Here is a 26,075-nt window from a genome sequence, read left to right as displayed (position 1 = left end):
TCGCTGTAGGAGCAGCCGACTGGGACCAGTACGACGTCCTCACCGCGCCCGGCGGCATCAGCGGCGGCGGCCAACCCGCTCGCCCAGGACAAGGCCAACACCCTGTACCGCTGCTACGGCACCGGCAAGGGGTCGTTCGCGGCGCGGGTGAAGATCGGGAGCGGCTGGCAGGGCTACAGGGGCCTTTTCTGGCCAACCCGGCGTCTTGATCGGTGCATGTCGATCCCCCGGCGAGGGAATCGCTGGGGGCATGACAGATGACGCCAAGGCGAGTGGGCTGTCGGACGAAGAACGGCTTGCCCAGCTCGGCTATACGCAGGTTCTCGCCCGCCGCATGTCGGCGTTCTCCAACTACGCGGTCTCGTTCACGATCATCTCGGTTCTTTCGGGGTGTCTGACGCTGTATCTGTTCGGCATGAACACCGGCGGCCCCGCCGTGATCACCTGGGGGTGGGTCGCGGTCGGACTGATGACGCTGTTCGTCGGGCTGTCGATGGCCGAGATCTGTTCGGCCTATCCGACCTCGGCGGGGCTGTACTTCTGGGCCCACCGGCTGGCTCCGACGAGGTCGGCCGCCGCCTGGGCCTGGTTCACGGGGTGGTTCAACGTCCTCGGGCAGGTCGCGGTGACCGCCGGGATCGACTTCGGCGCGGCGTCCTTCCTGGGCGCGTACCTGAACCTGCAGTTCGACTTCACGATCACGCCGGGCCGCACGATCCTGCTCTTCGCCGGGATCCTCGTCCTGCACGGGCTGCTGAACACCTTCGGGGTCCGGATCGTCGCCCTCCTCAACGACATCAGTGTGTGGTGGCACGTGCTGGGCGTCGGGGTGATCGTGGGTGCGCTGGCCTTCGTGCCGGACCACCATCAGTCGGCGTCCTTCGTGTTCACGCACTTCGTGAACAACACCGGCTGGGGCAGCGGCGTGTACGTCGTCCTCGTCGGCCTGCTGATGGCGCAGTACACCTTCACCGGGTACGACGCCTCCGCCCATATGACCGAGGAGACGCACGACGCGTCGACGGCGGGCCCGAAGGGCATCGTGCAGTCGATCTGGACCTCGTGGATAGCCGGATTCGTGCTGCTGCTGGGCTTCACCTTCGCCATCCAGTCGTACGACAAGGAGCTGGGCTCGGCCACGGGCGCGCCGCCCGCGCAGATCTTGCTCGACGCCCTGGGGGCGACGGCGGGCAAGCTCCTGCTCCTGGTGGTGATCGGCGCGCAGCTCTTCTGCGGGATGGCGTCCGTCACCGCCAACAGCCGCATGATCTACGCGTTTTCGCGCGACGGGGCGCTGCCGTTCTCCCGGGTCTGGCACACCGTGAGCCCGCGCACACGCACGCCGGTCGCGGCGGTGTGGCTGGCGGCGCTGGGCGCGCTCGTGCTGGGGCTGCCGTACCTGATCAATGTGACGGCGTACGCGGCCGTGACGTCGATCGCCGTGATCGGGCTCTACATCGCCTACGTCATCCCGACGCTGCTGCGGCTGCGCAAGGGGGAGGCGTTCGAGCGGGGGCCGTGGCACCTGGGCCGCTGGTCGCGCGCGATCGGCGTCGTCTCGGTGGCCTGGGTCGTCGTGATCACGGTCCTGTTCATGCTGCCGCAGGTCTCGCCGGTCACCTGGGAGACCTTCAACTACGCCCCGGTCGCGGTCCTCGTCGTCCTCGGCTTCGCCGCGACCTGGTGGCTGGCGTCGGCCCGCCACTGGTTCCTCAACCCCGACCACGCCCGCACGGTCGCCCGCGTGGCGGCGCGCAAGGACGCGCCCGAACCGGTTGATCCATAGGGCTGTTCGCTGTTGGCGTGGCCGGGACGCGGATACCCGATCGGAGTCCCGGCCACGTCCGGCTATGCTCGGGGATGCATCGGCACGGGATCGATACGGGCCGGCGTGTGGACCCTTAGCTCAATTGGCAGAGCAGTGGACTTTTAATCCATTGGTTGTGGGTTCGAGTCCCACAGGGTCTACCGAAAAGCCCCAGGTCAGAGGGAATCCGACCTGGGGCTTCGGTGTGCTTGGGGAGCGTGGGGCCCGAGGGCTCAGCCCGCCGTGAGTTCCGGCAGGGGGAGCGTGTGCTGGGTCTGGAGGACCTTGGCGCGCAGGTAGCGCACGTTGTGGGCGGTGGTGAAGACACCCGTCGGGACGCGGTGGGAGACCGTGACGCCGAGGTCGCGCAGTTGCTCGGCCTTGTCCGGGTTGTTGGAGAGCAGGTCCAGGTCGTCGATGCCGAGAGCCTGGAGCATCTGAGCCGCCGCGGTGTAGTCGCGGCCGTCCTCGGGCAGGCCGAGGGCGGCGTTGGCGGCGTACGTGTCGAGGCCCTGGTCCTGGAGGGCGTACGCGTCGAGCTTGTTGTAGAGGCCGATGCCGCGGCCCTCCTGACGGAGGTACAGGAGCACTCCGCCGCGCTCCGCGATCTGCTCCACCGCCTCGCGCAGCTGCGGGCCGCAGTCGCAGCGGGCCGAGCCGAAGACGTCCCCGGTCAGGCATTCGGAGTGGAGCCGCACCAGCGGGGTCGCGCCGGGCTTGCCGAGCACGACGGCGAGGTGTTCCTTGTCGTCGGCGAGGCCGTGGAAGGTGACCAACTCCGCGTCGACCGAGTAGCCGTCGCCGAAGCGCAGGGGCACAGTGACGCGGGTGCGCACCGTGGCGGTGGGGAAATCGCGCATGTTGTCTCTCCGGTCCAGCGGGTGTCGTGCGAGTTGCGCCGGTGGTGCTTCAGTTTTGAAGCACTGTCTCGGAGACAGACAGTACACGGTGCTTTAAAGTTCAAGCAACGGCTTTGCGTGATTCTGTGTCGTACGGCTCACGAAGCGTGCTGTCGTACGGCTCACGAGGAATGCCGTCGCCGACTACGGGGAACGCCGTCGCCGACTCACGAAGAACGCCGTCGCCACGGCAGATCTTCCCCGCAGGCCCCGGGGTTCTCCCCCTGGATGCCGCGGGTGATGGCCCCGCAGATCTCCTCCAGCTGCCCGACCTGCTCGGGGGTCAGTCGGTCGAAGACCGCCGTCTTGACCTGCTCCGCGTGGCCCGGCGCCGCCCGCTCCAGAACGGCCATCCCTTCGTCCGTGAGGACCGCGATCTGGGTGCGCCTGTCGCTGTGGCAGCCCTCCCGGCGCACCAGACCGTCGCTCGCCAGCCGGGTCACGCCGTACGTCAGCCGACTGCGGGTGATCTTCAGGGTCTCGGCGAGGTCGGTCATCCGCAGCCGCCGGTCCGGCGCCTCGGACAGCATGGCCAGGATGGAGTAGTAAAGGTGGGGCATGCCGGTCTCGGCCTGGAGCTGCCGGTCGATCGTGTCCTCCAGGAGCGAGGCGGCGGCGATGTACGCGCGCCAGGCGCGCTGCTCGGCGGGGGAGAGCCAGCGGGTCGTCATGCCGCCAGTCTAGGTATTGTTTAAAACTTGAACCACTAGGAGCCCTGCGCTCGGAGCTGGAGAGTGCGCCCCATGCCCCACCCCTATGTCCTGTTGTCCGCCGCCGTCTCCCTCGACGGCTTCCTGGACGACACCGGCCCCGACCGCCTGCTGCTCTCGGGCCCGGCCGACTTCGACCGGGTCGACGAGGTACGGGCGTCCAGCGACGCGATCCTGATCGGCGCCGGCACCATCCGCGCGGACAACCCCCGGCTGCTGGTCAACTCCGCCGAGCGGCGGGCGGCGCGGGTCGCCGCCGGGCGCCCGGAGTACCCGCTGAAGGTCACCGTCAGCGGCTCCGGCGACCTCGACCCGGACGCCCAGTTCTGGCACACGGGCGGCGAGAAGGTCGTCTATACGACGGACAAGGGCGCCGAGCGCGCCACCGACGCCCTGCGCGGACTGGACGTCGACGTGGTCCCGACCGGCGCCGAGCTGGACTGGCGCGTCGTGCTCGAACACCTCCACGACGCCCGCGGGGTGCGGCGGCTCATGGTCGAGGGCGGGGGGCGCGTGCACACCCAGCTGATGACACAGGGGCTGGCGGACGAACTGCAGCTCGCCGTCGCGCCGCTCTTCGTGGGGGAGCCGGACGCGCCACGGCTGTTCGGACCCGGGGGATATCCGCCGGGCCGGATGCGGCTGGTGGAGACACGACCGGTCGGGGACGTCGTCCTCGTCCGCTACGTCCCCACCGCACCCGGGGAAGGCGCCCTCGCGTCCGCCGCGGACCGGCACTGGCTGGGCGTCGCCTGCGAGCTGGCGGCGCTGTGTCCGCCGTCGGAGACCGCGTTCAGCGTGGGCGCGGTGGTGGTGGCGGCCGACGGCACCGAGCTGGCGCGCGGGCACTCGCGGGAGGGCGACGACCCCGTCGTGCACGCCGAGGAGGCGGCGCTCGCGAAGATCGATCCCACGGATCCGCGTCTGCGCTCCGCCACCGTGTACAGCAGCCTGGAGCCGTGCGCGCGGCGGGCGTCCCGGCCCGCGCCCTGTGCGCGGCTGATCCTCGACGCGGGGGTACGGCGGGTGGTCACCGCGTGGCGCGAGCCCGACACGTTCGTGACGGAGGCCGACGGGAACGGTCTGCTCGTGGCCGCGGGGGCGGATGTCGTCGTACTGCCGGAGTTCGAGGAGCGGGCCGTGGCGCCCAATCGTCACCTTCTCGAGGCCGGGTAGGGGCGGCTTCGCGATCGTCCGCGAAAAGCCTGGTGAATCGGGCCCCGCGGATGGCGTACACTAATTTCAACGACGCGGGGTGGAGCAGCTCGGTAGCTCGCTGGGCTCATAACCCAGAGGTCGCAGGTTCAAATCCTGTCCCCGCTACTGAAGGCCAAGGGCCGGAACTCGGAAACGAGTTCCGGCCCTTGGTTTTTTCCCGTTCGCCGTCCCCGTTTTCCTGCCACCCGGCTTTCCCGTTCGCCGTCCCGCCCCGGTTTTCCCTGTCGACCCGACTTTCTGTAGTCTTTCGCTCACTATGAGTCGTCATCGCTGGCTGGTCCGGCGCGCGCCGGCGCTCGCGCTGCTGCTCGCCGTGTGCGCGCTGTTCCTCGGGGCCTGTCACGACGGTCACGACCTCGTGCCGCACGGCGGGACCGTCGTCGCCCCGGCCGGGTACCACCACGAGCGCGGCGGAGCCGGCGGCGTCCGGTGGTCGGCCTCCGACTGACGCGTCCCCCGGTCGGCCCCTCACCGCTCGCCGCCCGCCCCCGTGCCGGGAAGCCTGGACGGGTGGGGCAGCAGCAAGGAGGTGCGCAGCGGGCCGAGGAGCCGTACGGCGAGCTGTACGAGAAGCCGTGTGACGAGCGGTACGACCGGTCCGGTGGGCGGTTGCCCGGGGACCCCGTGCGCGATCCGGGGCTGGGGGGCGAGCCGGTGCCCCGCCCGGCCGAGGCGGACCGGAGCCGGATCTCCTGCGCGCGCAGCCTCGTCCGGGTGCTGCCCGCGCTGCTCATCCTGGTCGGCGCGTTCTACGACTACTTCACCCCGATGGCCTTCACCGCGGGCCCCCTCTTCACGGCCGCGCCGCTCGTGGCCGCCCCGCTCTTCTCGCTGCGCGGCACCGTGCTCACCGGCGTCACGGCGTTCGTCGCGGTGCTCACGATCCACATCCGGCTCGGCATCGTCTTCAAGGTGGACGCGCTCACGGAGGTCGCCACCGTGGCGACCGTCGGCGTGCTGGCCGTGCTCATCAATATCCTCGTCCGCCGCACCGACGAACGACTCGCCTCGGCCCACCAGATCGCCGAGGCGGCCCAGCGTGCCGTCCTGCCGGAACCCGACCAGCGGATCGACGGCCTCGACGTCGCGGCGCGCTACGAGGCCGCGCAGGCGGGCGCGTTCATCGGCGGCGACCTGTACGCGGTGCAGGACTCCCCGCACGGCGTACGGCTGGTGGTGGGCGACGTACGCGGGAAGGGCATGGACGCGGTGGCCGCCGTCGCGGTGGTCATCGGGGCGTTCCGGGAGGCGGCCGAGCAGGAGGTCACCCCGGAGGCGGTCGCGCAGCGGCTGGAGCGGGCGCTGGCCCGCGAGGGCACCCGGCGCGAGGGCCTCGACGCCTTCGAGGGGTTCACCACCGCCGTCCTCGCGGAGATCACGCACGAGGGCGGTCTCGTCAGGATCGTCAACCGCGGCCATCCGCCGCCGTTGCTGCTGCACGCGGACGGAACGCTGGTCACGCTCGCCGCCGCGCACCCCGCACTGCCGCTCGGCATGGGCGAGTTGGGCAGCTGGCCGGACCGTGCCGAGGAGACGGAGTTCCCGCACGGGGCCACGCTCCTCTTCCACACGGACGGACTGTCGGAGGCCCGCGACACGCAGGGGCGCTTCTACGACCCGGCCGCGCGCCTGGCCGGACGGACCTTCCCCGGCCCGGACGCCCTGCTGGCCACGCTCGTCGAGGAGGTCCGACGGCACACGGGCGGCGCCCTGACGGACGACATGGCACTGCTCGCCGTACGGCGGCCGTAGCCACGGAAGGGCGCGTTCTTGATCGATGTGACGAGGGGTGATCGGTCGATGTCCCTCCGCGTAACGACTGACACACCGTCAAATAACCGCCCGAGAGGAAGGCGCGGCCAACTCGCCCGATTTCCGTCGGTCATGGGTGGTAAGTCCCGGCCAAAAGTGGTTAATGATCAGTACGAACAGCTTGGAATCCGGTACCCGCGTCTATTAACGTTCGATAACGCAGCGCGGTCGTCCCAGCCGTCACAAGAGTCGGCTCCGTGCGCACGCGCCGAATCCCGCGAGGGAACCGGGGAACCACCAACTTGGGGTGAATCGAGCGTCTTTCACGGTGGAGACACCGTGGGTTGACGCGCGTAGGAGACCTTCCTGCTCCGAACCCGTCAGCTAACCCGGTAGGCGAGAAGGAAGGAAAGGAGCACGCCCACGTGGCGTCCAACCGGCCTGCCCAGCCCACTTCGTTCCCGCCGAACGACACCCAGACTTTCGGCTACGCCTACGGCAAGGACGAGGGCCCCTGGGAGGAGTGGAACCCCACCGAGGATTCCATCCGTCCCCTCCGCGGCCGGCACCGCGTCTCCAAGCAGCGCGGCGGAGGACTCGCCCGCAGCTCCACGGTCCTGGGCGTCGGCGTCATCGCCGCCGTCGGCGCGGGCGGCATGGCCACCGCCGCGCCCGGCAAGCCGCCGGTCTCCATCTCGCTGCCCGACTTCTCCGCGGTCACCGAATCGGCCAAGGCGCTGATATCCGATGCCGGTTCCAGCGCGCCGAAGGGCTCCGCCACCCCGCTCACCAGCGCCGGTGTGACGAGCGCCGACGCCGCGCAGGGCAACACGGACGCGGGCGAGGCGCTGCGCGCGCGCATCATCCAGCAGGCCGAGTCGCAGCAGGACCAGATCGACAAGGCGGCCCAGGCCGCCGCCGAGTCCGCCGCCGCGAAGAAGGCGGTCGCGCTGGCCGCCCAGCAGAAGGACGACGCCGAGGCCAAGGTCGCCGCCGCGAAGAAGAAGGCGGACGAGGACGCCAAGCAGAAGGCCGAGGCCGCGCGTCTCGCCGAGCTCGCCAAGAGCTTCTCGCTGCCGACCTCCTCGTACACCCTGACCTCCCGCTTCGGCGACGCCGGTTCCATGTGGTCCTCCGGCTACCACACCGGCCTCGACTTCGCGGCCCCCACCGGCACGCTGATCAAGGCCATCCACAGCGGCACGATCACGGAGGCGGGCTGGGCCGGCTCGTACGGCTACCGCACCATCCTCACCCTCGACGACGGCACGGAGCTGTGGTTCTGCCACCAGTCCTCCATCAGCGTCAGCGTGGGACAGAAGGTGGCCACCGGCGACGTCATCGGGCGCGTGGGTGCGACCGGCAACGTGACCGGGCCGCATCTGCACCTGGAGGTTCACCCGGGCGGCGGCAGCGCGATCGACCCGATGGCGTGGCTGCACAGCAAGGGCCTGAACCCCTGATCGTTCCCGGGGAGCCGTATACGGAATATGGCAATCCGGTACGGCTGTTGAAATAAGGCATGACTTCTCTACGCAAGCTCGGCTCCTCCGACCTCGAGGTCTTCCCGCTCTCCCTCGGCGGCAACGTCTTCGGCTGGACCGCTGACGAGGCGCAGTCCTTCGCCGTGCTCGACGCGTACACGGCCGGGGGCGGCAACTTCGTCGACACCGCCGACGGCTACTCCGCGTGGGTCCCCGGCCACACGGGCGGTGAGTCGGAGACGATCATCGGCAAGTGGTTCGCCGCGCGGGGCAACCGCTCCGACGTCGTCCTCGCCACCAAGGTCAGTACCCATCCCGAGTACAAGGGCCTGTCCCCGGCGAACATCAAGGTCGCCGCCGACGCCTCGCTGCGCCGCCTCGGCACGGACTACATCGACCTCTACTACACCCACTTCGACGACACCTCGGTGCCGGTCGAGGAGATCATCGGCGCGCTCGACGAACTGGTCCGGGCCGGCAAGGTCCGGGAGATCGCCGCCTCCAACATCTCCGCCGAGCGGCTCGCGGAGTCCGTGGAGTTCTCCGACCGCGAGGGCCTCGCGCGCTACGTCGCCCTCCAGCCCCACTACAACCTCGTCTCGCGCGACACCTACGAGGGCCCGCTCCAGGAGGTCGCCTCCCGGACCGGCCTGGCCGCCGTCCCGTACTTCGCGCTCGCGTCCGGATTCCTCACCGGCAAGTACCGCCCGGGTACGACGGTCGACTCCGCGCGCGCCGAGGGGGCGGGCAAGCACCTCGACACCGAGCGCGGCATCCGCGTCCTGGCCGCCCTCGACGAAGTCGCCGGGGCCCATGACGCCGAGGTCGCCACGGTCGCCCTCGCCTGGCTCGCCGCCCGGCCGACGGTCGCGGCGCCCATCGCCTCCGCGCGGACGGTCGAGCAACTGCCGGCCCTGCTGGCGGTCGCCGACCTGACCCTGACGGACGCGGAGGTGGCCAGGCTGACGGAAGCGTCCGCCTGAGGCCTACGACTGGTAGGGGTTGTACGCGGGGTACGGCGTCGCCGGGGCGGGATACGGGGTCGTCGCACCGGCGGGGTACGGGGGCGCGCCTGCGGGGTTCACCTGGCCGGGCACCGGCGCGTGGCCGTAGCCGGGCCACGGCGGCGGTGGCTGCGGCGGTACCGGTACGGCAGGGGCCGCCGCGTGGGCCGCGTACGCGAGGGAGGGGCGGGCGACCTCCCGGCGGCGCCACAGCTCGTGCAGCAACTCCCGCTCCCGTACGACGAAGTCGGCGTTGGCGCGGCCACTGCGCCCCCGGTGCCGCAGAAACGCCAGCGAGGTCGCGTACGCCTCGTACTGCGCGACCGAGCGCGCCGCCGCCCTGCCGAAGTGGTGGGCCGCGTAGTCGCGCGCCAGCCGTCGCGCCCGCATCGAGCCGAGCGCGTACGGCTCGGGCGGGGTGAGCCACCCGGCCGCCGCGTACGCCGGAAGTTCGGTCCGTACGGTCTTCAGCTCCCGCTGCCGCGTCCAGATGACGAGGAAGGTGAGCAGACCGAACGCGGGCACCATGAACGCCCCGTACACCGCGTAGAAGCCGTACTCCCCGAAGTTCGACGAGCCGTTCCACATGGAGTGCATGCCCATCGCGAGCAGCAGTCCGGTCAGGGGCAGCAGGACGCGGCGCACATGCTGGCGCTCGGCGGACAGGGCCGCGGTGCCGAAGCCGATGCCGGTGAGCACGGTGAACAGGGGGTGCGCGAAGGGCGACATCACGACGCGGACGAAGAAGGTCGCGGCGGTGACGGAGGCCAGGCCGTGGTCGCCGTTGAGCTGGTCCGTGCCGAAGGCGGTGCCGAGATAGAGGATGTTCTCGGTGAAGGCGAAGCCGGTCGCGGTGACTCCGGCTATGACGACCCCGTCGACGATTCCCGTGAAGTCCCGGCGGCGGAAGAGGAAGACCAGGAGCACGGCGGCGGCCTTCGCGGACTCCTCCACGATCGGCGCTATGACGGTCGCGCCGAGGGTGTCGGCGCTGGACGGGTCGGCGGTGGCGGTCGCTATCCATCTGGTCGCGAAACTGTTGGCGACGATCGCTATCAGCGCCGCCGCGCAGGCGCCCCACGCGAAGGCGAAGAGCAGGTTGCGCCAGGGGCCGGGCTCCACCCGGTCAAGCCAGCGGAACGCGGCGACGAGGAGCGGCACGGGCAGCACGGCGAGGCCGAGCCCGACCAGGAAGCCCTCGGTGCCGGTCTGTTGGCGGACCAGGGCCAGGATGACGAGGCCGGAGAGCGCGAGCAGGGTGATCAGCGCGCCGTAGCGCACCCACTTCCGCTGCCACCAGTGCGCGTGCCGCAGTGCACCGTCGGCTGGCCCACCGGTGGGACCGCCGGGATACGTCGGGTACGGGGGAAGGTGGCCACGGCATTGACCCTAACGAGGGAGGGGCGCTGCCCGCGACGGCGCCTGGTGGTGTTCGTCCGCGGGCCTTCAGTCGCCGGATGTGTCCTGGTCTCGGTGCTGTACGCGCCGGAACAGGAGGTCGTTCACCACATGACCCTTCTCCAGTCCCTGACCCTCGAAACGGGTCAGTGGCCGGAAGTCCGGACGAGGCGCGTAACCGCCGTCCGGCCGGGTGTTCTCGAAGTCCGGGTGCGCGCTCAGCACTTCCAGCATCTGCTCGGCGTACGGCTCCCAGTCGGTCGCGCAGTGCACGAGGGCGCCGGGCCTGAGGCGGGTCGCCGCGAGGCTGAGGAACTCCGGCTGGATCAGCCGCCGCTTGTGGTGCCGCTTCTTGGGCCAGGGATCGGGAAAGTACACGCGCAGCCCGCTCAGGGAGTCCGGCGTGAGCATCTCCCTGAGCAGAATGATCGCGTCACCGTTGCCGACGCGGATATTGGTGAGCCCGTTCTGGTCCGCGAGGTTGAGCAGGTTGCCCTGCCCCGGCGTGTGCACGTCGACGGCGAGGATCCCCGTCTCCGGGTCCTCCGCCGCCATCCGCGCGGTGGCCTCGCCCATCCCGAACCCGATCTCCAGCACGACGGGCCGCTCACCCCCGAACAACTCCGCGAGATCGATCACCCGCTGCCCGTCGATGTCGAGCCCCCACTTGGGCCACAGCCGCTGCAACGCGTCCGCCTGCCCCGTGGTGACCCGGCTGCGCCGCGGCTGGAAACTCCGGATCCGCCGCTCGAAGTGCGATCCGGCGGGGTCGGCCTTCGGACCGTCGGGAAACCGGGGCTCCCCTTTGGCCCGGACATGCCGATGGGGCTCACCTCCGGCGACGGAGCTGGACCGGGGCTCTTCGGGGGAGTCAATGGAGTCAGACACAGTGAAGCCGATTTTACGGCGCCCACGGGAGCAGCCTGCCGCCCCTGCCCGTCCCAGAGGTTCCGCCCCGGACTTTCGAACGCCGGACGGCCGAGGCTCCTGGGGGCGCGGGGAACCGCGCGACCAGCCCCCACCCACCCGCAGGCGAGAGCTTGGGGAGGGTAGGGACCGCAGGGCGAGAAACGCAGGTCGGTCACCCCGTCACGTGCCCGCCAGCACCCCCAGCGCCCTGCGCGCGACCTCGCGCCCGATCGGGAGCGACGCCGTGGCGGCGGGAGACGGCGCGTTCAGGACGTGCACGGTCCGCGGGCCCTCCTCGATGAGGAAGTCGTCCACCAGAGTGCCGTCCCGCAGGACGGCCTGGGCCCGCACACCTGCCGAGGCCGGGATCAGGTCGTCCGGCGTCACCGCAGGCAGCAGCCGCCGCACCGCCCCGGTGAACGCCGCCTTGGACACCGACCGCCGCAGCTCCCCCGCCCCGTACCGCCAGTGCCGCCGCGCCATCCGCCAGGAACCGGGCCACGCCACGGCCACGCCCACCTCGCGAGGCCGGACGACCCCCCACCCGTACCCCTCCCGGGCGAGCGCGGGCACCGCGTTGGGCCCGATGTGGACGTCTCCGTCGATCCCCCGGGTGAGGTGCACGCCGAGGAAGGGGAAGGCGGGGTCGGGGACCGGGTAGACCAGGCCGTGGACCAGCTCGGGACGCGCCAGGGAGTAGTACTCCCCGCGGAAGGGGATGATCCGCATGCCGGGCTCGTCCCCGGCCAGGCGCGCGATCTCGTCGCAGTGCAGCCCGGCGCAGTTGACCAGCACCCGTCCCCGCACGATCGCCCCGTCCTCCGTGCGGACGGCGACGCCGAGCGCGGGCCGGCGGTCGATGCGGACGACCTGCGCCCCGTACCGGATCTCCGCCCCGGAGGACTCGGCGAGCTGCCGGGCCACGGCGACGAAGTCGCACACCCCCGTCGTGCCGACGTGGATCGCGGCGAGCCCGCGCACCTGCGGCTCGTACTCCGCTATCTGGGTGGGGCCCAGCTCCCGCACCGGAATCCCGTTCTCCCGGCCGCGCTGCACGAGCCCGTGCAGACGGGGCAGCTCGGCCTTCTCCGTGGCGACGATCAGCTTTCCGGTGACGGCGTGCGCGATGTCGTACTCCGCGCAGAACTTCACCATCTCCGCGGCGCCCCGCACGGCGTACCGCGCCTTCAGCGAGCCGGGCCGGTAGTAGATCCCGCTGTGGATCACCCCGCTGTTGCGCCCCGTCTGATGCCGGGCGGGGCCCGGCTCCTTCTCCAGCACCGTCACCCGCGTGCCCGGCGCGGCGCGCGTGATCGCATACGCCGTCGCCAGGCCGACGATCCCGCCGCCGATCACCAGCACATCGCAGTCGTAAGCGACCCGCACCTGTTCCACCTCCCGGCTTCAAGAGTGCACTGCGCCACTGACAACGCCTTCAAACCCAAGAAGTGGGCCGCGCCCCCGAAGGGGCGCGGGGCTGCGTCACTGTGCGGCTCCGCCGCGTGGGCGCGACCGGCCCGGACAACCCGCAGCCCCAGGACCACGGCAACCCGGCGGACGCGAGGGCACCCACACCTAGGCCGGGGCCATCAGCAGCGGCCGTGCCCGCTCCCTCAGCTCCACCACACGCGGTTCGTCGCCGTAGGGCTCCAGACGGTGCAGAAGGTCCTTCACGTACTCCGTCGTGCGCGCGGAAGAGATCCGCCCGGCGACTTCCACCGCCCGTACGCCCTGCTCGCATGCCGCGTCGAGATTGCCCGACTCGAGCTCGGCGACCGCCGACACCACCAGTCGCAGACCGTGGGAGCGTACGAACTCCTCCGTCGGCTTCGACAGTGCCTGCTCGGTGAAGCGGCGCACCTGGCGCGGCGCCTTCAGGTCGCGGTAGCACTCGGCCGCGTCGGCCGCGAAACGGTCGTACGAGTAGAAGCCGAGCCAGCTCGGGTCGTGGTCGCCGTCCCGGGCCCGCTCCAGCCAGCCCTCGGCGGCCTTCAGGGCCCCGCCGGCCGCTTGGGCGTCACCCGCGCGCGCATGGGCGCGTGCCTCGACGAGACGGAAGAAGCTCATGGTGCGGGCGGTGGCGAGCCCCCGGTTGCGCTCGAGGGCTGCCTGGGCGAGGTCGACGCCCTCGTCGCCGAAGCCGCGGTAGGTCGCCTGGAGGGACATGGAGGCCAGTACATAGCCGCCCAGAGGGACGTCGGCGGCGGCCCGGGCCAGGCGCAGGGCCTGGATGTAGTAGCGCTGGGCGGCCTCCTGCTGGCCCGTGTCGAAGGCCATCCAGCCCGCCAGGCGGGTCAGCTCGGCACTCGCCCCGAACAGGGCTCTGCCCACTTCGTCGGAGTAGGCGCCGAGCAACAGCGGTGCCGCCTCGACCCGCAGACATTCCGGCACCATCGACGAACGCCAGTCGCCACCTCCGTACTTGGAGTCCCAGCGCCTGGCGTCCTCTGCTGCCTCGCGGAGCTTCTGCACATCGCTGTGGCCGACTTTCAGTGGTGCCCCGGAGCCCTCGGAAGGGTTCACGTCCCGCGCCACCGAACTGTCGGCCGGGGTTATCAGCCACCGTGAGGCGGGAGTCGCGTAAGCGCTCACTGCGAAGGATCCCGCCAGGGACTGCCAGATGCCGCCGCTGCCGGCCCGGCGGCCGGCGAGGTCGAGGCGGTACAGCTCGGTGGCGGACCGCACCGCCTGCCCGACGTCACGGGGGAAGGCGAGGCCCACTTCGGGCGCGGGATCCGCGTCCGCCAGGCCGATCTCGTGGAGCGGCACCGGGCGGCCGAGCTTCTGACCGATGGCGGCCGCGATGAGATGCGGCGCCGCACCCTGCGGCACCATTCCCTTCGACACCCAGCGCGCCACCGACGTCTTGTCGTAGCGAAGAGTCAACCCGCGTTGAGCGCCAAGATCGTTGACGCGCCGCGCGAGTCCTGCATTGCTGATTCCCGCGAGGGCGAGAACGGCGCCGAGTTTTTCGTTCGGCCCGCGTTGCTCCCTGGACATGCGCCACCCCTCGACACAGACGGCTGCCGCGCTGGCATAACCATGCGGCATTCGTAAACCCAGCGTAGTTCGCCGCATCCCAAGCGTTAAGGGGCGTTGTTCCGGATGGCGGGATTGTGGTCCGTACGGAAGTACGGACGGTTGCATCGTGCTCCCGCTGTGTGGCTGTGCGCCCGTCCGTGCGCTCTTCTCCGGCCACCGGGGGAGCGCTTCCATGGATCGTGCGTGGGTCGGCCCGCTGTACTGGATCCAGTGGGCTGGGGGACACCGCCGCCTACATCCCCGCGGGCGGCGGACCGGTCCGGGAGGCGAACTCCGCCTCCCGGACTGTGCGTTGCCGGAGCGGTGCGCAGGGCCTGTACGGAGCGTGTGCACGCCTGTCCGCCCGCAGCCGATTTGGCCGAAAATCGACGGTGGCCTTTGCGGGCAAATAGCGCTCCTACCACGTCACTTGAGGGCGCATGAGGTGCTTTCGGGGAGCGTACCGGGGGCGCATTCGCGTCGCCGATCCACCCCCGCCCACTCGTCGTTCCCAGTGAATCCCTCGTGATCGCCTTGCCTCGGGCGGGTGTTCGCATCTGCTTCGGATCGGCTTTGCAGCGGCCTCCCAACGGCGCGAACGTATTCGCGGGGGCGCATTCCAGGGGGCGCAAGCCGCTCCAGGGGCCCTCCCGTACGCGGTCTTCGTGGCAGCATGGTGCCGAGTTCGTACGGTGCACTGGTTGTCCACAGCCTGTGGAGGCGTCGATGCGGTGGTTGGTGGGGTGGAGCAGTACCGCCACCAGAGCGCCCGAGATCGGCTTGGCGGGCGCCACCGGAAGCGACGGCGAGACCGTGCACCCGGTGGGCTCCCAACTCCTGTGGGGCGACCCCGATCCGCTCTGGGCGGTCGGCGACTGGCGCCCCGACGAGGTCCGCGTCATCAAGGCCGACGCGCAGAACCGGATCGCCGTCCTCGGCACCTGCGGGGCGAGCGACGAGGAACTCAAGGTCGGCCTCTTCGCCGCGCGCGGCGGCGCGCTGCGCCACCTCACCGCCTGGTCCGGCAGCTACACCGCCGTCGTCCAGGTCGGCCGCCGCACCACCGTCGCGGGCGACCTCGCGGGCGCGCGGCCCGTCTTCCACACCCCCTGGGCCGGCGGTACGGCCTACGCGACCGCCGCCCTGCCGCTGGCCGACCTCATCGAGGCCAACCTCGACTTCGGGCACCTGGCGGCCCTGCTCGCCGCCCCCGACGTACCGGCCGCGGTCCACGACTCGACTCCGTACGAAGGCGTGCGACGCATTCCGCCGGGGCACGCGCTGATCATGCGCGCGGGTGCCCGCGAGGTCGCCGGCTACGAGCCCGTCGCCTCCCTCGCCGTCGCCGCGCCCACCGCGGACCCCGACCGCGCGGTGGACGGCGTCCGGGACGCCCTGGTGGAGGCCGTACGCGCGCGCCTCGCCGCCCCCCGGCACGTACCCGGGACCGACATCGACCCGGGGCCCGTACCCGGGATGGGGCCCGCGGAGCGGCGCGCCGCACGCGGAATGCCCGTACCGGGAATCGGGGCCGACCTCTCCGGAGGGCCCGCCTCCGGGACGCTGGCCCTGCTCGCGGCGGGGCTGCCGGGGGCGCCCGGCACGGTCCTCGGGCACGGCACGGGCGCCGGGGAGCGGCTCCTCGCCGTCACCTTCAACGACCTCGCCGTGCGCGGACGGGAGGCCGAGGTGGAGCGGGCCGGGACGCTCGCCGCGAACCCCCGGCTGCACCACGTGGTCGTCGCCGGGGGCGAGGAGACGCTTCCGTACGCCGACCTGGAGGGGCCGCTGACGGACGAGCCGGGGCCGTCGCTGGTGACGGCGGCGCGGCACCGTGCGCGGCTGTCCTCCGGCAGCGCGGACCACTTCACGGGGTACGGGGCCCGGCAGGTCCTGGACGCGCACCCCGCGCGGCTGGCCGACCTGTTGATGGACCGCAAGAGACGCCATCTGGTCCGGCCTGTCGCCGCGTTGGCGAAGGCGGACGGTTCCGTCATGGTTCCCGCGCGCGTGTACGGCGCCGCGCGCAAGCTCGCCCGTACGCCGTACCGGACCGGCGTCGACGTTCTCGCCGACCGGCTGCTGCACCGGCGCTTCGACGAACCGGGAGGCGCGGTGGGTGCGTCACTCGCTGCGCTCACCTGGGCCAGGCCCGGTCCCGCGGCGCGTTGGCTGACCGGTGAGGCGCTGGCTGAAGTATCGGTTCGCCTACAAGGAGCCGCAGGTCGGACGGGGGCGGTCGGTCCCGGGCAGCGGCCCGGTGACTTCCGCGCCCGGGCGGCGCTCGCACGCCACGCCGCCGATTTCCGCGTCCTGGAACAGGCCGCCGAGATCCGCTTCCAGCGGCTGCACGCGCCGTTCCTGGACAACCAGGTCGTCCGCGCGTGCCGGGAGTTGCCTGAGGCGCTGCGGGTCCAGCCCGGGGCGCGTGCCGCGATCCTGCGGACCGTCCTGGAGGGCGCCGGGGTGGCCGACCTGCCGCCCGGCTGGGGCGCGCCCTCGCACGCGTCCTCGGCGGCGGCCGCGCGGACGGGGTTGCGGGTGGCCGCGGATTCCCTGATCGCTTTGTTCGACACTCCTCTGCTGGCGCAGGCGGGGCTCGTCGAGGCACGGGTCGTCCGCAAGGCGCTGCGGGCGGCCGCGGCGGGGGAGCCGCTGCCGCTGGACGGGCTGGCGGATCTGGTCTCCCTGGAACTGTGGCTGCGCCGCCTGCTGGCCCGCCGCGGCACGTGCTGGACGGGCACGCCCGCCCGCCAACGGGCCGTACCCGCGGGGATCGTGCCGCAGGGGCGGGCGTTGGGGGCGGGGGCCGGGGGGCGGGGCTAGCGGTCGGGTCGTCCCTGGGTCGTCCCTGGGGCGTCTCTGGGCCGTTGCTGGGTCGGGGCCGCGGCGGTACGTCGAGCCCGTCGATCAGGCCTTGCCCTGCAGGGAGCCGCTTCCAGACCCGAACGTAGGCGACGGGCTTACGAGGCACCGGCACGGCCCCTTCCGCGTGCACGGCTGCCGGCCGGTGGGGGCCGTTCAGGCCGACAGGGGGCCGAGGGCGTAGCCCCGGCCCAGGGGCGCGGGGAACTGCGCGATCGGCCCCCACCGGCCGCAGCCGACGCACCCACCCGGGGGTCTGGGGGCGGAGCCCCCAGGTTGAGGATGGGACGGGGTAGGGGCGGCGGGGGCGGAGAACCTGGGCGTGGGACGGAGTGGAGGCCCGCCGGGGAAAGCCTCGGCTCTGCGCACCGGGCGAGGTGAGAATAGGCGGGTGCGGTACAGAATCCTGGGGGTCGCCCAGGCGGAGGATGAACAGGGTGCCCCGGTCGCGCTGGGCGGCCCCCGGGTACGCGCCCTGCTCACGGCGCTCGCCCGACGAACGGACCGCACCACCACCCCCCAGACCCTGATCGACGAGGTATGGGCGGACGACCCGCCACTGGACGCCCCGGCGGCGCTGCAGGCCCTGGTCGGCCGCCTGCGCCGAGCGATCGGCAAGGACGCGGTCGCCTCGGAGGCGGGCGGCTACCGGTTGCGGGCCACGAGGGGCGACGTGGACCTGTTCGTCTTCGAGCGGCAGGTACGGGACGGCAAGGCCGCCCTCGATCGCGGCGACGCGTCCACCGCCGCCCGCACCCTGCGCGACGCCCTCGCCCTGTGGCACGGCCCGGCCCTCGCGGACCTCCCCGACCGAGACGCCGCCACCCGCTTGGACGCGCTCCGCCTGCAGGCGGAGCGCACCCGCATCGACGCGGACCTGCGCCTGGGCCGCGCCCCCGACGTCGTACCGGAGTTGAAGGAGCTGACAACCGCCCACCCGTACGACGAGGCCCTGCACGTCCTGCTCATCCGCGCCCTGCGCGACGCGGGCCGGGGAGCGGACGCGCTGGCCGCGTACGAAGGGGTGCGCCGCGTCCTCCAGGAGGGTCTGGGTGCGGATCCCGGCCGGGAACTGCGGAGACTGCACACGGAGTTGCTCGACCCGGCGGGAGCGGGCGGGCCGGGGCCCGTACCCGTGGACGCCGACCATCGTGTACGGCGGGAAGAGGACGGGGCGGGGGCGGGCACAGGGCGAGGCCGTCGCGTCGACGTCGGCTCCTGCGAAGAGCGACCGACTCCGCATCCGGCCGAGGTCGGACACCTCCCCGGCCCCGACCCCCGCCTGGACCCCGAACGCACCGGCAACCTCCGCCCCCGCCTGAACTCCTTCGTCGGCCGGGAACCCGAACTCGACGCGATCCGTTCGGATGTGCAGAGGGCACGCCTGGTCACGCTGACCGGACCGGGCGGTTCGGGAAAGACCCGCCTCGCCGAGGAAGCCGCCGCCGGGCTCCCGCAGGCCTGGCTGGTCGAGCTGGCCCCGCTCGACCGGCCCGAGGCGGTCCCGGGCGCGGTGGTCAGCGCCCTCGGTCTGCGCGAGACCGTGTTGATGACCCACGAGATGGCGATGGTCGGCCAGGACGACCCGCTCGGCCTGCTCGTCGAGTACTGCGCCCCGCGCAGCCAGCTCCTGATCCTTGACAACTGCGAGCACGTCATCGGCGCGGCCGCCGAGCTCGCCGAGACCCTGCTCACCCGCTGCCCGGGGCTCACCATCCTCGCCACCAGCCGCGAACCCCTCGGCGTCCCCGGTGAGGTGGTGCGCCCGGTCGAGCCCCTGCCGCCCGACCCCGCGCGCCGTCTGTTCATGGAGCGCGCGGCGGCCGTACGTCCCGACGCCGGCGCCGCGCTCCACGACTCGGAGGCGGTGGACGAGATCTGCCGGCGGCTCGACGGCCTGCCCCTGGCCATCGAGCTGGCCGCCGCGCGCCTGCGGCTGCTGACACCCCGCCAGATCGCCGACCGGCTCGACGACCGCTTCCGGCTGCTCACCTCCGGAAGCCGCACGGCGCTGCCCCGCCAGCAGACCCTGCGCGCGGTCGTCGACTGGTCCTGGGACCTGCTCGACGAACGGGAGCGGGCCGTGCTGTGCGAGGCGTCCGTCTTCGCGGGCGGCTGGGACCTCACGGCCGCAGAAGCCGTCTGCACCGGTTCCCTCACCGGTTCCCTCACCGGTTCCCTCACCGGTTCCCTCACCGGTTCCCTCACCGGTTCCGTCGCTGGTTCCCTCACGGGTCCGGTCGCCGGTGGCGTGGCCGATCTTGTCGGTGCGCTCGTCGACAAGTCACTGATCGTCGCGACCCCGTCCACCCCGTACGACGAGGACGGTGGCGGCGGTATGCGGTACCGCATGCTGGAGACGATCCACGAGTACGCCACCGAGCGCGCCGCCGAAGTCCCCGAGCTGCGCGCCGCGGCCGAGCGGCGCCACCGCGCGTGGGCGCGCGACCTCGTCGAGGAGGCCGAGCCACTGCTGCGCTCCGCCGCGCAGCTGCCCTGGATCCACCGTCTGGAGACCGAGCTCGACAACATCCGGGCGGCCCTGCACCGCGCGATCGCCGCCGGTGCGGAGGAGGACGCCGGTGCGCTCGTCCTCGCCATGGGCTGGTTCTGGTGGCTGCGCAACTTCCGCCGCGAGGGCGGGGAATGGACGGATCGCCTGCTGCGGCTGGGCGCGGCGCTCGACGCGAGGCGCGTCGTGTCCGAGGTGAACCGGACGCACGGAGGGGACGGCGGCGACGGTGGTGACGGGTGCGAGGGCCGCGGCGGTGGCGGTGACCTCTTCGCCGAACTCGACCATTTCGACCCCTTGGCCGCCTTCCTCGACGCCCCCGACCACGAGGAGTCCCATCCGTTGCACGGCATGCGGATGCGGGCGCGCATGCTGCACCTGTTCATGCTGGTGGACACCGACCCGTTGGACGCGGGTGAGTACCCGTGGATTCCGGAGTACATCCTGCGGGTGCGGGACTTCTTCGAGAAGGGCGGTCCGGACGCGGCGACCATGCCGGGCATCGTCTGGCCGATAACCGCCTTCTTCCTGAGCGGTTGGCACGACGTGCGTCCGTCGATGGACGCGGCCCTAGCCAACTGCCGTGCGTACGGCGGTGAGTGGGAGATCGGCGTCACCCTGATGTTCCGTACGCACATGGTCGTCGACGCCCCGGGCGGCATGCCGGGCGTGGACGACGACCTCGCGGAGCTGCGGGTGCTCAGTCGGCGGGTGGGCGACCGCTGGGTGCGCGCCCAGGTGTGCAGCGCCGCGGGGGAGGCGGCCATGGCGCGCGGCTTCCACGACGAGGCCAAGGGCGAGTACGAGGAGGCACTGCGGCTGGCCTTCGAGGTCGGCGCGTACGCCGAGACGCCGTTCCTCATGGCGCGGCTGGCCGAGCTCGCCTACCGCGCGGGCGAGCGCTCGCAGGCGCTGGCCGCCCTGGACGAGGCGAACGCCGCGGCCGAGCGGTACAGCGTCACGGACTCCGGCGCCTTCGTCCGTCTGCTCCGTGCCCAGCTGGCCCTGGACGACGGCGAGGTCGCCGTCGCGCGTGAACAGTGGGAGCAGGCGTGCGAGATGACCACCCGCGGCACCCCGCCGCCGCAGTTCATGGCGGCGCTGAACTGGGTCGAGGCGCTCGTGACGGCCGCCGAGTCCGGCCCGGAGCCCGGCCTGCGCAAGATGGTCGACGCGTTGGCCGGTGCGGTGACGGGGCGGTGCGCCGACGTGGTGACGGCGAGCCTCGTCGAGAGTGCGGCGGGCTTGTTGTCCGAGCTCGGCGACCATCCCCGAGCGGCCCGTCTGCTCGCCGCCGGTACTTCCTGGCGCGGCGGTCACCCCCGTCCCACCCAGGAGCGCACCGGGGCCGAGCGCACGGAGACCGCCGCGCGTACCGCTCTCGGTCCCGTCGGCCATGAGTCCGAGCGGACGACGGGGGCGGGCTTCACCCAGGCCGACGCCCTGCGGGAGCTCGCGGAGGCGCTGAAGGAGTACGCGTAGGACGTACGCGTAGGGCGTACGCGTAGGACGTACGCGTAGGGCGTACGAGCAAGGAGCACGGTTCGGGGCGAGGGAGTAGTTCACCTCACTGGCACTGGAACTTGGACTCCGCCCAGTCCGCCAGGGCCGCGGCGTCGAATCTCGTGTGCGGTTCGACGGCCAGCCGAACCGTTTTGCGGCCGGTGAGGTTCACATGCACGGGGATCGCGGGTTCGCCGCCCTCGATCAGGGGCGACTGCCACAGGCGCGCTCCGTCGGCGTCCACGGAGAAGCTCACCTGACCGAGGCCCAGCGTCAGGTCGTCCACGCCGACCAGTGCGTCGTACGCCGAGCAGTTGCGGTTGAGGTCGATGGTGACCGAGGACTCGCCGTGCACGGTCACGCCGTGGGTGTACCGCTGACCCGCGATCGAGACTCCCCATCTCTGCCACACCCAACTGCTCTCGCCGAGCCGCATCTCGGGCTTGGTGTGGTCACCGGTGACGCCGTACTGCAACTCGTTCCACTGGTAGACGACCGGTGCGGGAGGCGGCGGCGGGGTGGGCGTCGGAGTGGGGGCCGGTGCGGGGGTGGATGTGGGCGTGGGCTTCGCCTGCGTCGGGGCGGGTGTGGGTGACGGCTTGGGTGTGGGCGTCGGGGTGGGCCGGGGCGTCGGGGTCGGGCTGGGCTTCGGTGCGGAGGCCACCACCGGGGCCCCTGGCGCGGGCTTCCTCGACGGAGTCGGAGTCGGCGTCGGCCGTGGCGCTTCGACCACCGGTGAGGTGGCCGTCGGCTCGGCCTCGGGCTTCTTGGCCGGGCTGCCGTTGCCGACGAAGGCGAGTGCCACGGCCGCCGCTGCGACCGCGACGACTCCCGCCGCGATACCGACCTTCACCGGCGCGCCGAGCCCCTCCGAGGCCGCCGCGCCGCCCCCGGCGCCCGCCCCGCCGCTCGCCGCCCCGGCCGCGCCCGCCGCCCCGCCCGAGCCGCCGCTCGTCGCCGCCGCTGCGCCCGCCGCCCCGGCCGCGCCTGCTCCGGCGCCACCGGCGATGAGCGCGACGGCCTTCGCGTACCCGGCGGCACCGAACCAACCGATGACCGCGACCGGCACGACCGCGGGGATCCCGCCGGCGACTTCCTTGATCTGGCCCGCGGCCAGCCGACACTTGGCGCACTCCTCCAGGTGCTTGCGCAGTCCGCGCTCGGCCCGGGTGCGCAGGCCGCCGCGGGCGTAGGCGCCGAGCCGGTCGGCGTAGCGCGCGCACTCCTCGTCCATGGTGAGCGTGGCGCTGACGTGTGCCTGGAGGTAGGCCTGCTTGAGGCCCTCGCGGGCGCGGCTGGCCAGGACGCGGGTGCCGTTGGCGTCGAGCCCGAAGAGCGTGGCGACCTCACTCGGGGACTCGTCCTCGACCTCCGTGTGCCACAGCACGGCCTGCCAGCGCTCCGGCAGCGACCGGAACGCCTGCATGGCCATCGACTGCTCGGCCTCGTGCATCGCCCGTACGTCGGCGCCCAGGTCCAACGTTTCCTCGTCGGACACCTCGGAGGTGCGGGAGGACTGCGCGGCGAACACCGCGAAGTCGTCCACCAGTTGTTCCCGTTTCGAGGACTTCGTCCAGCTCGCTGCGACGCGGCGGACCGTGGTGAGCAGATACGCGCGTACGGCGTGCTGGGGGCCGTGGCCGCGGCGGACCGCCTGGAGCGTGCGGGCGAACACCTCGGCGGTGAGGTCGTCCGCGGTGTGCGCGTCCCGGCAGCAGGTGCGGGCGTAGCGACGGACGGCTTCGGCGTGACGGCGGTACAACTCCTCGTACGCCGTGTCGTCGCCCGCCCGCATCCGCCCGATCAGATCGGCGTCGGAGGGCGGCGGCTCGATCGGGGGCGGCAGGACGCCGTCACGCCGGTCGAACCGGTCGCGCTGCGCCGGGACACTGGCGTCCCTCGGGGAACTCGAAGTGCCTGGAGCGCCCGAAGTGCCTGGAGCACCCGGTGGACCCGAGGTTTCCGGGGTGATGCCCGACGGACCGCCCTGGCTCGGTACCTGCCGCGAGGGCGACCCGCCGGCCTCCGCGCCACCGTCACCGAGTGACTCGTCCCGCCCGTCAACGCTCATCGCGGAAAGCCCCCGCCTGCACACTCGGACCCGAATACCGGGACAGAGTGCCACACGCTTCAGGGACGGGACCCCACCGCACGGACCAACCACTCGTCCGTGGGGACTTGCCACACGACAGCACTAGTGGTCACCCGTTTGGGGAATAGTCAATGAACGCTCCCCACAAGGCAGTTGCGCCACGGCCGGAATGCCCGGACCCCGAACTCCGTCACCTCGGACTCCGTCACCCCGGCCGTCGTCACGCCGGCCGCGAGCGCAGCCCCTCCAGCAGGATGTCCAGCAGCCGGGCCGAGGCCGCGGCCTGCTGGGCGGCATCCGGCAGCGAAGGCGCCGCCGTGGCTATGACCAGCAGTACGTCCGCCACGGTCACGTCCGTCCGCAGCTCGCCCGCCGCGCGCGCCCGATCCACCAGCCGGCCCACCACGTCGAGCAGCGCGGCCGCACCGGCGTCGTCGGCCACCGAGGCCATGGCCTCCTCCTCGGGCGCCGACCGCTGCTCGACGAGCCGGAGCTCGGGGGCGAGCTGGGACCGCTGCTGCGGCACCCGCGCCTCGTCCGCCGAGGGCCCTTCCTCCGCGACGCCGACCCGCAGCACCTGCGGCGGCAGGAGCCGCCCGGCACCCGAGGCCACCGACGTACGCAGGAAGCGCGAGAGCGCCGACCACGGCTCGTCCTCCTGACCGAGCGCCGCGCGCGCCTGGTCGGTCAGCCGGGAGGTCTCCTCCTCGGCTATCCGACGGACCAGGACGTCCTTGCTCGGGAAGCGCCGGTACACCGTGCCGACGCCGACCCGGGCGCGCCGCGCCACGTCCTCCATCGGCGCGCCGTACCCCAGCTCGCCGAAGACCTCGCGCGCCGCGCGCAGTACGTGCTCCAGATTGCGCTGTGCGTCCACCCGTAGCGGCGTCGTCCGCGATCCGTCCACCGGACCGCGGCCGTTGCCGCCCGTTGCCGCGCCGACCGTGCCACCGGACGCGATGGCAGACGCGGAAGACCAATGAGCATCCTGAATGTGCATAAGCGTTCCCCCGGTAATGACGTCTCCCCCCGGAGACTCTCCCCGCCATTGGAAGCCGGAGCGAGCGGAACAAGCTTGATTCACGAACCCGTCGTGCGGACTCGTCGAGCGCATCCCCCTACACCCCGTCGACACACGAACATAGTTGAGTGGGGGTCAATTCAGAAGGGGCAGGTTCCGCACGGAGCGCCCCCCGATCGGAGTACGGGTCGGTTACCTCCCGATTACGCCCCCTCCGAACCCCCCGATCACCCGCTCTGACCTGCGCACTCTTCCCGCACTCCGGCAAACAGGGCAACCCTTCGGGCCCCCGGCCGTCGGTCACACAAATTGTCGAGCCTGTGGACAAACTCAAGAGCGGGGTGCGTCATGGGATGGTGAAGGAACCTGTGCGCATTCTCATCGTCGGCGGCGGCTACGTCGGGATGTACACCGCCCTGCGCCTCCAGCGAAAGTTGAAGCCGGAACTGAATCGGGGCGAGGTCGAGATCACCGTCGTCTCCCCCGACCCCTATATGACTTATCAGCCGTTCCTTCCCGAAGCCGCCGCGGGCCTGATCTCGCCGCGTCACGTGGTGGTCCCGCTGCGCAGGGTCCTCGACCGGTGCCGGATCGTGGTCGGCGAGGCCCACAGCATCGACCACGCCAAGCGCACCGCGACGCTCAGCACGCTCGCCACCGCCGAGGAGGGCGCGGGCACCGAGCAGATCGCGTACGACGAACTCGTCCTCGCCCCCGGCTCGGTCTCACGCGCCCTCCCGATCCCCGGACTCGCCGACTACGCCATCGGCTTCAAGACCATCGAGGAGGCCATCGGGCTGCGTAACCACGTCATCGAGCAGATGGACATCGCCTCCTCCACCCGCGACCCCGCGATCCGCGACGCCGCCCTGACCTTCGTCTTCGTGGGAGGCGGTTACGCGGGTGTGGAGGCGCTCGGCGAACTCGAGGACATGGCCCGCTACGCCGCCCGCTACTACCACAACGTCAACGCCGACGACATGAGGTGGATCCTCGTCGAGGCCTCGAACCGCATCCTCCCCGAGGTCGGCGAGGAGATGGGCAAGTACACGGTCACCCAGCTGCGCCGCCGCAACATCGACGTACGCCTCGAGACCCGTCTCGACTCCTGCGCGGACCGGATCGCCGTCCTCAGCGACGGAGCCCGCTTCCCCACGCGCACGGTCGTGTGGACCGCCGGCGTGAAACCGCACCCGATCCTGGCCGCCACCGACCTCCCCCGCAACGGGCGTGGCCGCCTCAAGTGCACCGCGGAACTGACCGTCGACGGCGCCCCGCACGCGTGGGCGGCGGGAGACGCAGCCGCCGTCCCCGACGTCACCGCCGGGGAGCCCGGCAAGGAGACCGCGGCCAACGCCCAGCACGCGGTACGCCAGGCCAAGGTCCTCGGCGACAACATCGCCCACTCCCTGCGCGAGGAGCCGCTGGAGACGTACTCCCACAAGTACGTCGGCTCGGTAGCGTCCCTCGGGCTGCACAAGGGTGTCGCGCACGTCTACGGGCGCAAGCTGAAGGGCTATCCTGCCTGGTTCATGCACCGCGTCTACCATCTGAGCAGGGTCCCGACCTTCAACCGCAAGGCCCGCGTACTCGCCGAATGGACCTTGGCGGGGCTCTTCAAAAGGGAGATCGTGTCCCTCGGATCGCTCGAACATCCTCGAGCGGAGTTCGAACTCGCGGCCGGTGGAAAGCATCCCATCGACCCGAAGCTCGACCCGAAGGGGTCGTCCTGACCGGACGCAGGAACTCCACCGATCAGGCAGGCGTCTGACGAATGTGGGTCCGGTCGGCCAGACTGGTCCCGACCTTGGGCGGGCCGACGGTTCGCTCATTCGCACCCACAGGCTTCTTCCCCAGCGCCGCATTTCCCGGGTTCCGAT

The 26,075-nt window shown here is 72.0% G+C and carries 17 protein-coding genes, 2 tRNA genes and 1 riboswitch; of the genes, 11 read left to right on the top strand and 8 right to left on the bottom strand.

Translation table 11 applies throughout. From position 1 onward, the window contains the following. Positions 1-250: 250 nt before the first annotated feature. A complete protein-coding gene (locus tag AAFF41_RS23770) occupies positions 251-1,786 on the top strand; it encodes an amino acid permease (RefSeq protein WP_097285328.1) in 1,536 nt (511 codons plus the stop codon). Between the two features lie 109 nt (positions 1,787-1,895). Continuing rightward, a tRNA-Lys gene (locus AAFF41_RS23765) sits at positions 1,896-1,968 on the top strand. A gap of 72 nt (positions 1,969-2,040) precedes the next feature. Here the strand turns inward: AAFF41_RS23765 and AAFF41_RS23760 are convergent. Together AAFF41_RS23760 and AAFF41_RS23755 are read right to left on the bottom strand one after the other, a co-directional pair. Continuing rightward, a complete protein-coding gene (locus tag AAFF41_RS23760) occupies positions 2,041-2,667 on the bottom strand; it encodes a GTP cyclohydrolase II (RefSeq protein WP_054230267.1) in 627 nt (208 codons plus the stop codon). Positions 2,668-2,873: 206 nt separating this feature from the next. Further along, positions 2,874-3,377 carry a MarR family winged helix-turn-helix transcriptional regulator gene (locus tag AAFF41_RS23755; RefSeq protein WP_319753405.1) on the bottom strand — a complete coding sequence of 168 codons (504 nt, stop codon included), beginning with the start codon at positions 3,375-3,377 and terminating at the stop codon, positions 2,874-2,876. 72 nt (positions 3,378-3,449) lie between these two features. Here AAFF41_RS23755 and AAFF41_RS23750 point away from each other — a divergent pair, with 72 nt between their 5' ends. From AAFF41_RS23750 to AAFF41_RS23725, 6 genes are all read left to right on the top strand, one after another. Continuing rightward, on the top strand, positions 3,450-4,592 hold the full coding sequence (locus tag AAFF41_RS23750) for a dihydrofolate reductase family protein (RefSeq protein WP_319753404.1): 1,143 nt from the start codon (positions 3,450-3,452) through the stop codon (positions 4,590-4,592). Positions 4,593-4,665: 73 nt separating this feature from the next. Continuing rightward, positions 4,666-4,739, top strand: a tRNA-Met gene (locus AAFF41_RS23745). Positions 4,740-4,890: 151 nt separating this feature from the next. Beyond that, positions 4,891-5,082 carry a hypothetical protein gene (locus tag AAFF41_RS23740; protein WP_319753403.1) on the top strand — a complete coding sequence of 64 codons (192 nt, stop codon included), beginning with the start codon at positions 4,891-4,893 and terminating at the stop codon, positions 5,080-5,082. Positions 5,083-5,258: 176 nt separating this feature from the next. Further along, the gene (locus AAFF41_RS23735) at positions 5,259-6,386 is read left to right on the top strand and encodes a PP2C family protein-serine/threonine phosphatase (RefSeq protein ID WP_425526251.1); all 1,128 of its coding nucleotides are present in this window, start codon (positions 5,259-5,261) and stop codon (positions 6,384-6,386) included. 256 nt (positions 6,387-6,642) lie between these two features. Next, positions 6,643-6,800: riboswitch (cyclic di-AMP (ydaO/yuaA leader) on the top strand. A gap of 11 nt (positions 6,801-6,811) precedes the next feature. Then, the gene (locus AAFF41_RS23730) at positions 6,812-7,849 is read left to right on the top strand and encodes a M23 family metallopeptidase (RefSeq protein ID WP_319753402.1); all 1,038 of its coding nucleotides are present in this window, start codon (positions 6,812-6,814) and stop codon (positions 7,847-7,849) included. Positions 7,850-7,908: 59 nt separating this feature from the next. Beyond that, a complete protein-coding gene (locus tag AAFF41_RS23725) occupies positions 7,909-8,853 on the top strand; it encodes an aldo/keto reductase (protein ID WP_343324605.1) in 945 nt (314 codons plus the stop codon). 3 nt (positions 8,854-8,856) lie between these two features. Here AAFF41_RS23725 and AAFF41_RS23720 read toward each other — a convergent pair whose 3' ends face one another. The 4 genes from AAFF41_RS23720 to AAFF41_RS23705 form a co-directional block, all read right to left on the bottom strand. Then, the gene (locus AAFF41_RS23720) at positions 8,857-10,188 is read right to left on the bottom strand and encodes a PrsW family intramembrane metalloprotease (protein ID WP_343326339.1); all 1,332 of its coding nucleotides are present in this window, start codon (positions 10,186-10,188) and stop codon (positions 8,857-8,859) included. Positions 10,189-10,320: 132 nt separating this feature from the next. After that, complete coding sequence (gene trmB, locus AAFF41_RS23715) at positions 10,321-11,160, bottom strand: tRNA (guanosine(46)-N7)-methyltransferase TrmB (protein ID WP_099921855.1); 840 nt, start codon at positions 11,158-11,160, stop codon at positions 10,321-10,323. Positions 11,161-11,361: 201 nt separating this feature from the next. Next, positions 11,362-12,567, bottom strand: coding sequence for an L-2-hydroxyglutarate oxidase (gene lhgO, locus AAFF41_RS23710; RefSeq protein ID WP_388414543.1), 1,206 nt, complete (start codon positions 12,565-12,567; stop codon positions 11,362-11,364). Positions 12,568-12,756: 189 nt separating this feature from the next. Further along, complete coding sequence (locus tag AAFF41_RS23705) at positions 12,757-14,181, bottom strand: NsdA family TPR-like regulatory protein (RefSeq protein ID WP_099921857.1); 1,425 nt, start codon at positions 14,179-14,181, stop codon at positions 12,757-12,759. 747 nt (positions 14,182-14,928) lie between these two features. Between AAFF41_RS23705 and AAFF41_RS23700 the strand changes: the two genes are divergently transcribed. Both AAFF41_RS23700 and AAFF41_RS23695 read left to right on the top strand, forming a co-directional pair. Next, on the top strand, positions 14,929-17,028 hold the full coding sequence (locus AAFF41_RS23700) for an asparagine synthase-related protein (RefSeq protein ID WP_319753398.1): 2,100 nt from the start codon (positions 14,929-14,931) through the stop codon (positions 17,026-17,028). 430 nt (positions 17,029-17,458) lie between these two features. Then, positions 17,459-21,061, top strand: a complete 3,603-nt coding sequence (locus AAFF41_RS23695) for an AfsR/SARP family transcriptional regulator (RefSeq protein WP_343324604.1) — start codon at positions 17,459-17,461, stop codon at positions 21,059-21,061. Positions 21,062-21,146: 85 nt separating this feature from the next. Here the strand turns inward: AAFF41_RS23695 and AAFF41_RS23690 are convergent, their stop codons facing one another. Beyond that, positions 21,147-23,153: a sigma-70 family RNA polymerase sigma factor gene (locus tag AAFF41_RS23690; RefSeq protein ID WP_343324603.1), complete on the bottom strand. Its 2,007-nt coding sequence runs from the start codon at positions 23,151-23,153 to the stop codon at positions 21,147-21,149. A gap of 241 nt (positions 23,154-23,394) precedes the next feature. Next, complete coding sequence (locus tag AAFF41_RS23685) at positions 23,395-24,174, bottom strand: TetR/AcrR family transcriptional regulator (protein ID WP_054230577.1); 780 nt, start codon at positions 24,172-24,174, stop codon at positions 23,395-23,397. A gap of 374 nt (positions 24,175-24,548) precedes the next feature. On the opposite strand from AAFF41_RS23685, the gene AAFF41_RS23680 reads away from it, so the two are divergent. After that, entirely contained in the window at positions 24,549-25,928 is a 1,380-nt protein-coding gene (locus tag AAFF41_RS23680; RefSeq protein WP_319754705.1) for an NAD(P)/FAD-dependent oxidoreductase, read from the top strand. The last annotated feature ends 147 nt before the right edge of the window (positions 25,929-26,075 follow it).

It is taken from the genome of Streptomyces mirabilis, assembly GCF_039503195.1.
Classification (GTDB): domain Bacteria; phylum Actinomycetota; class Actinomycetes; order Streptomycetales; family Streptomycetaceae; genus Streptomyces; species Streptomyces mirabilis_D.
This window is presented reverse-complemented; position numbering and strand designations above follow the sequence as displayed.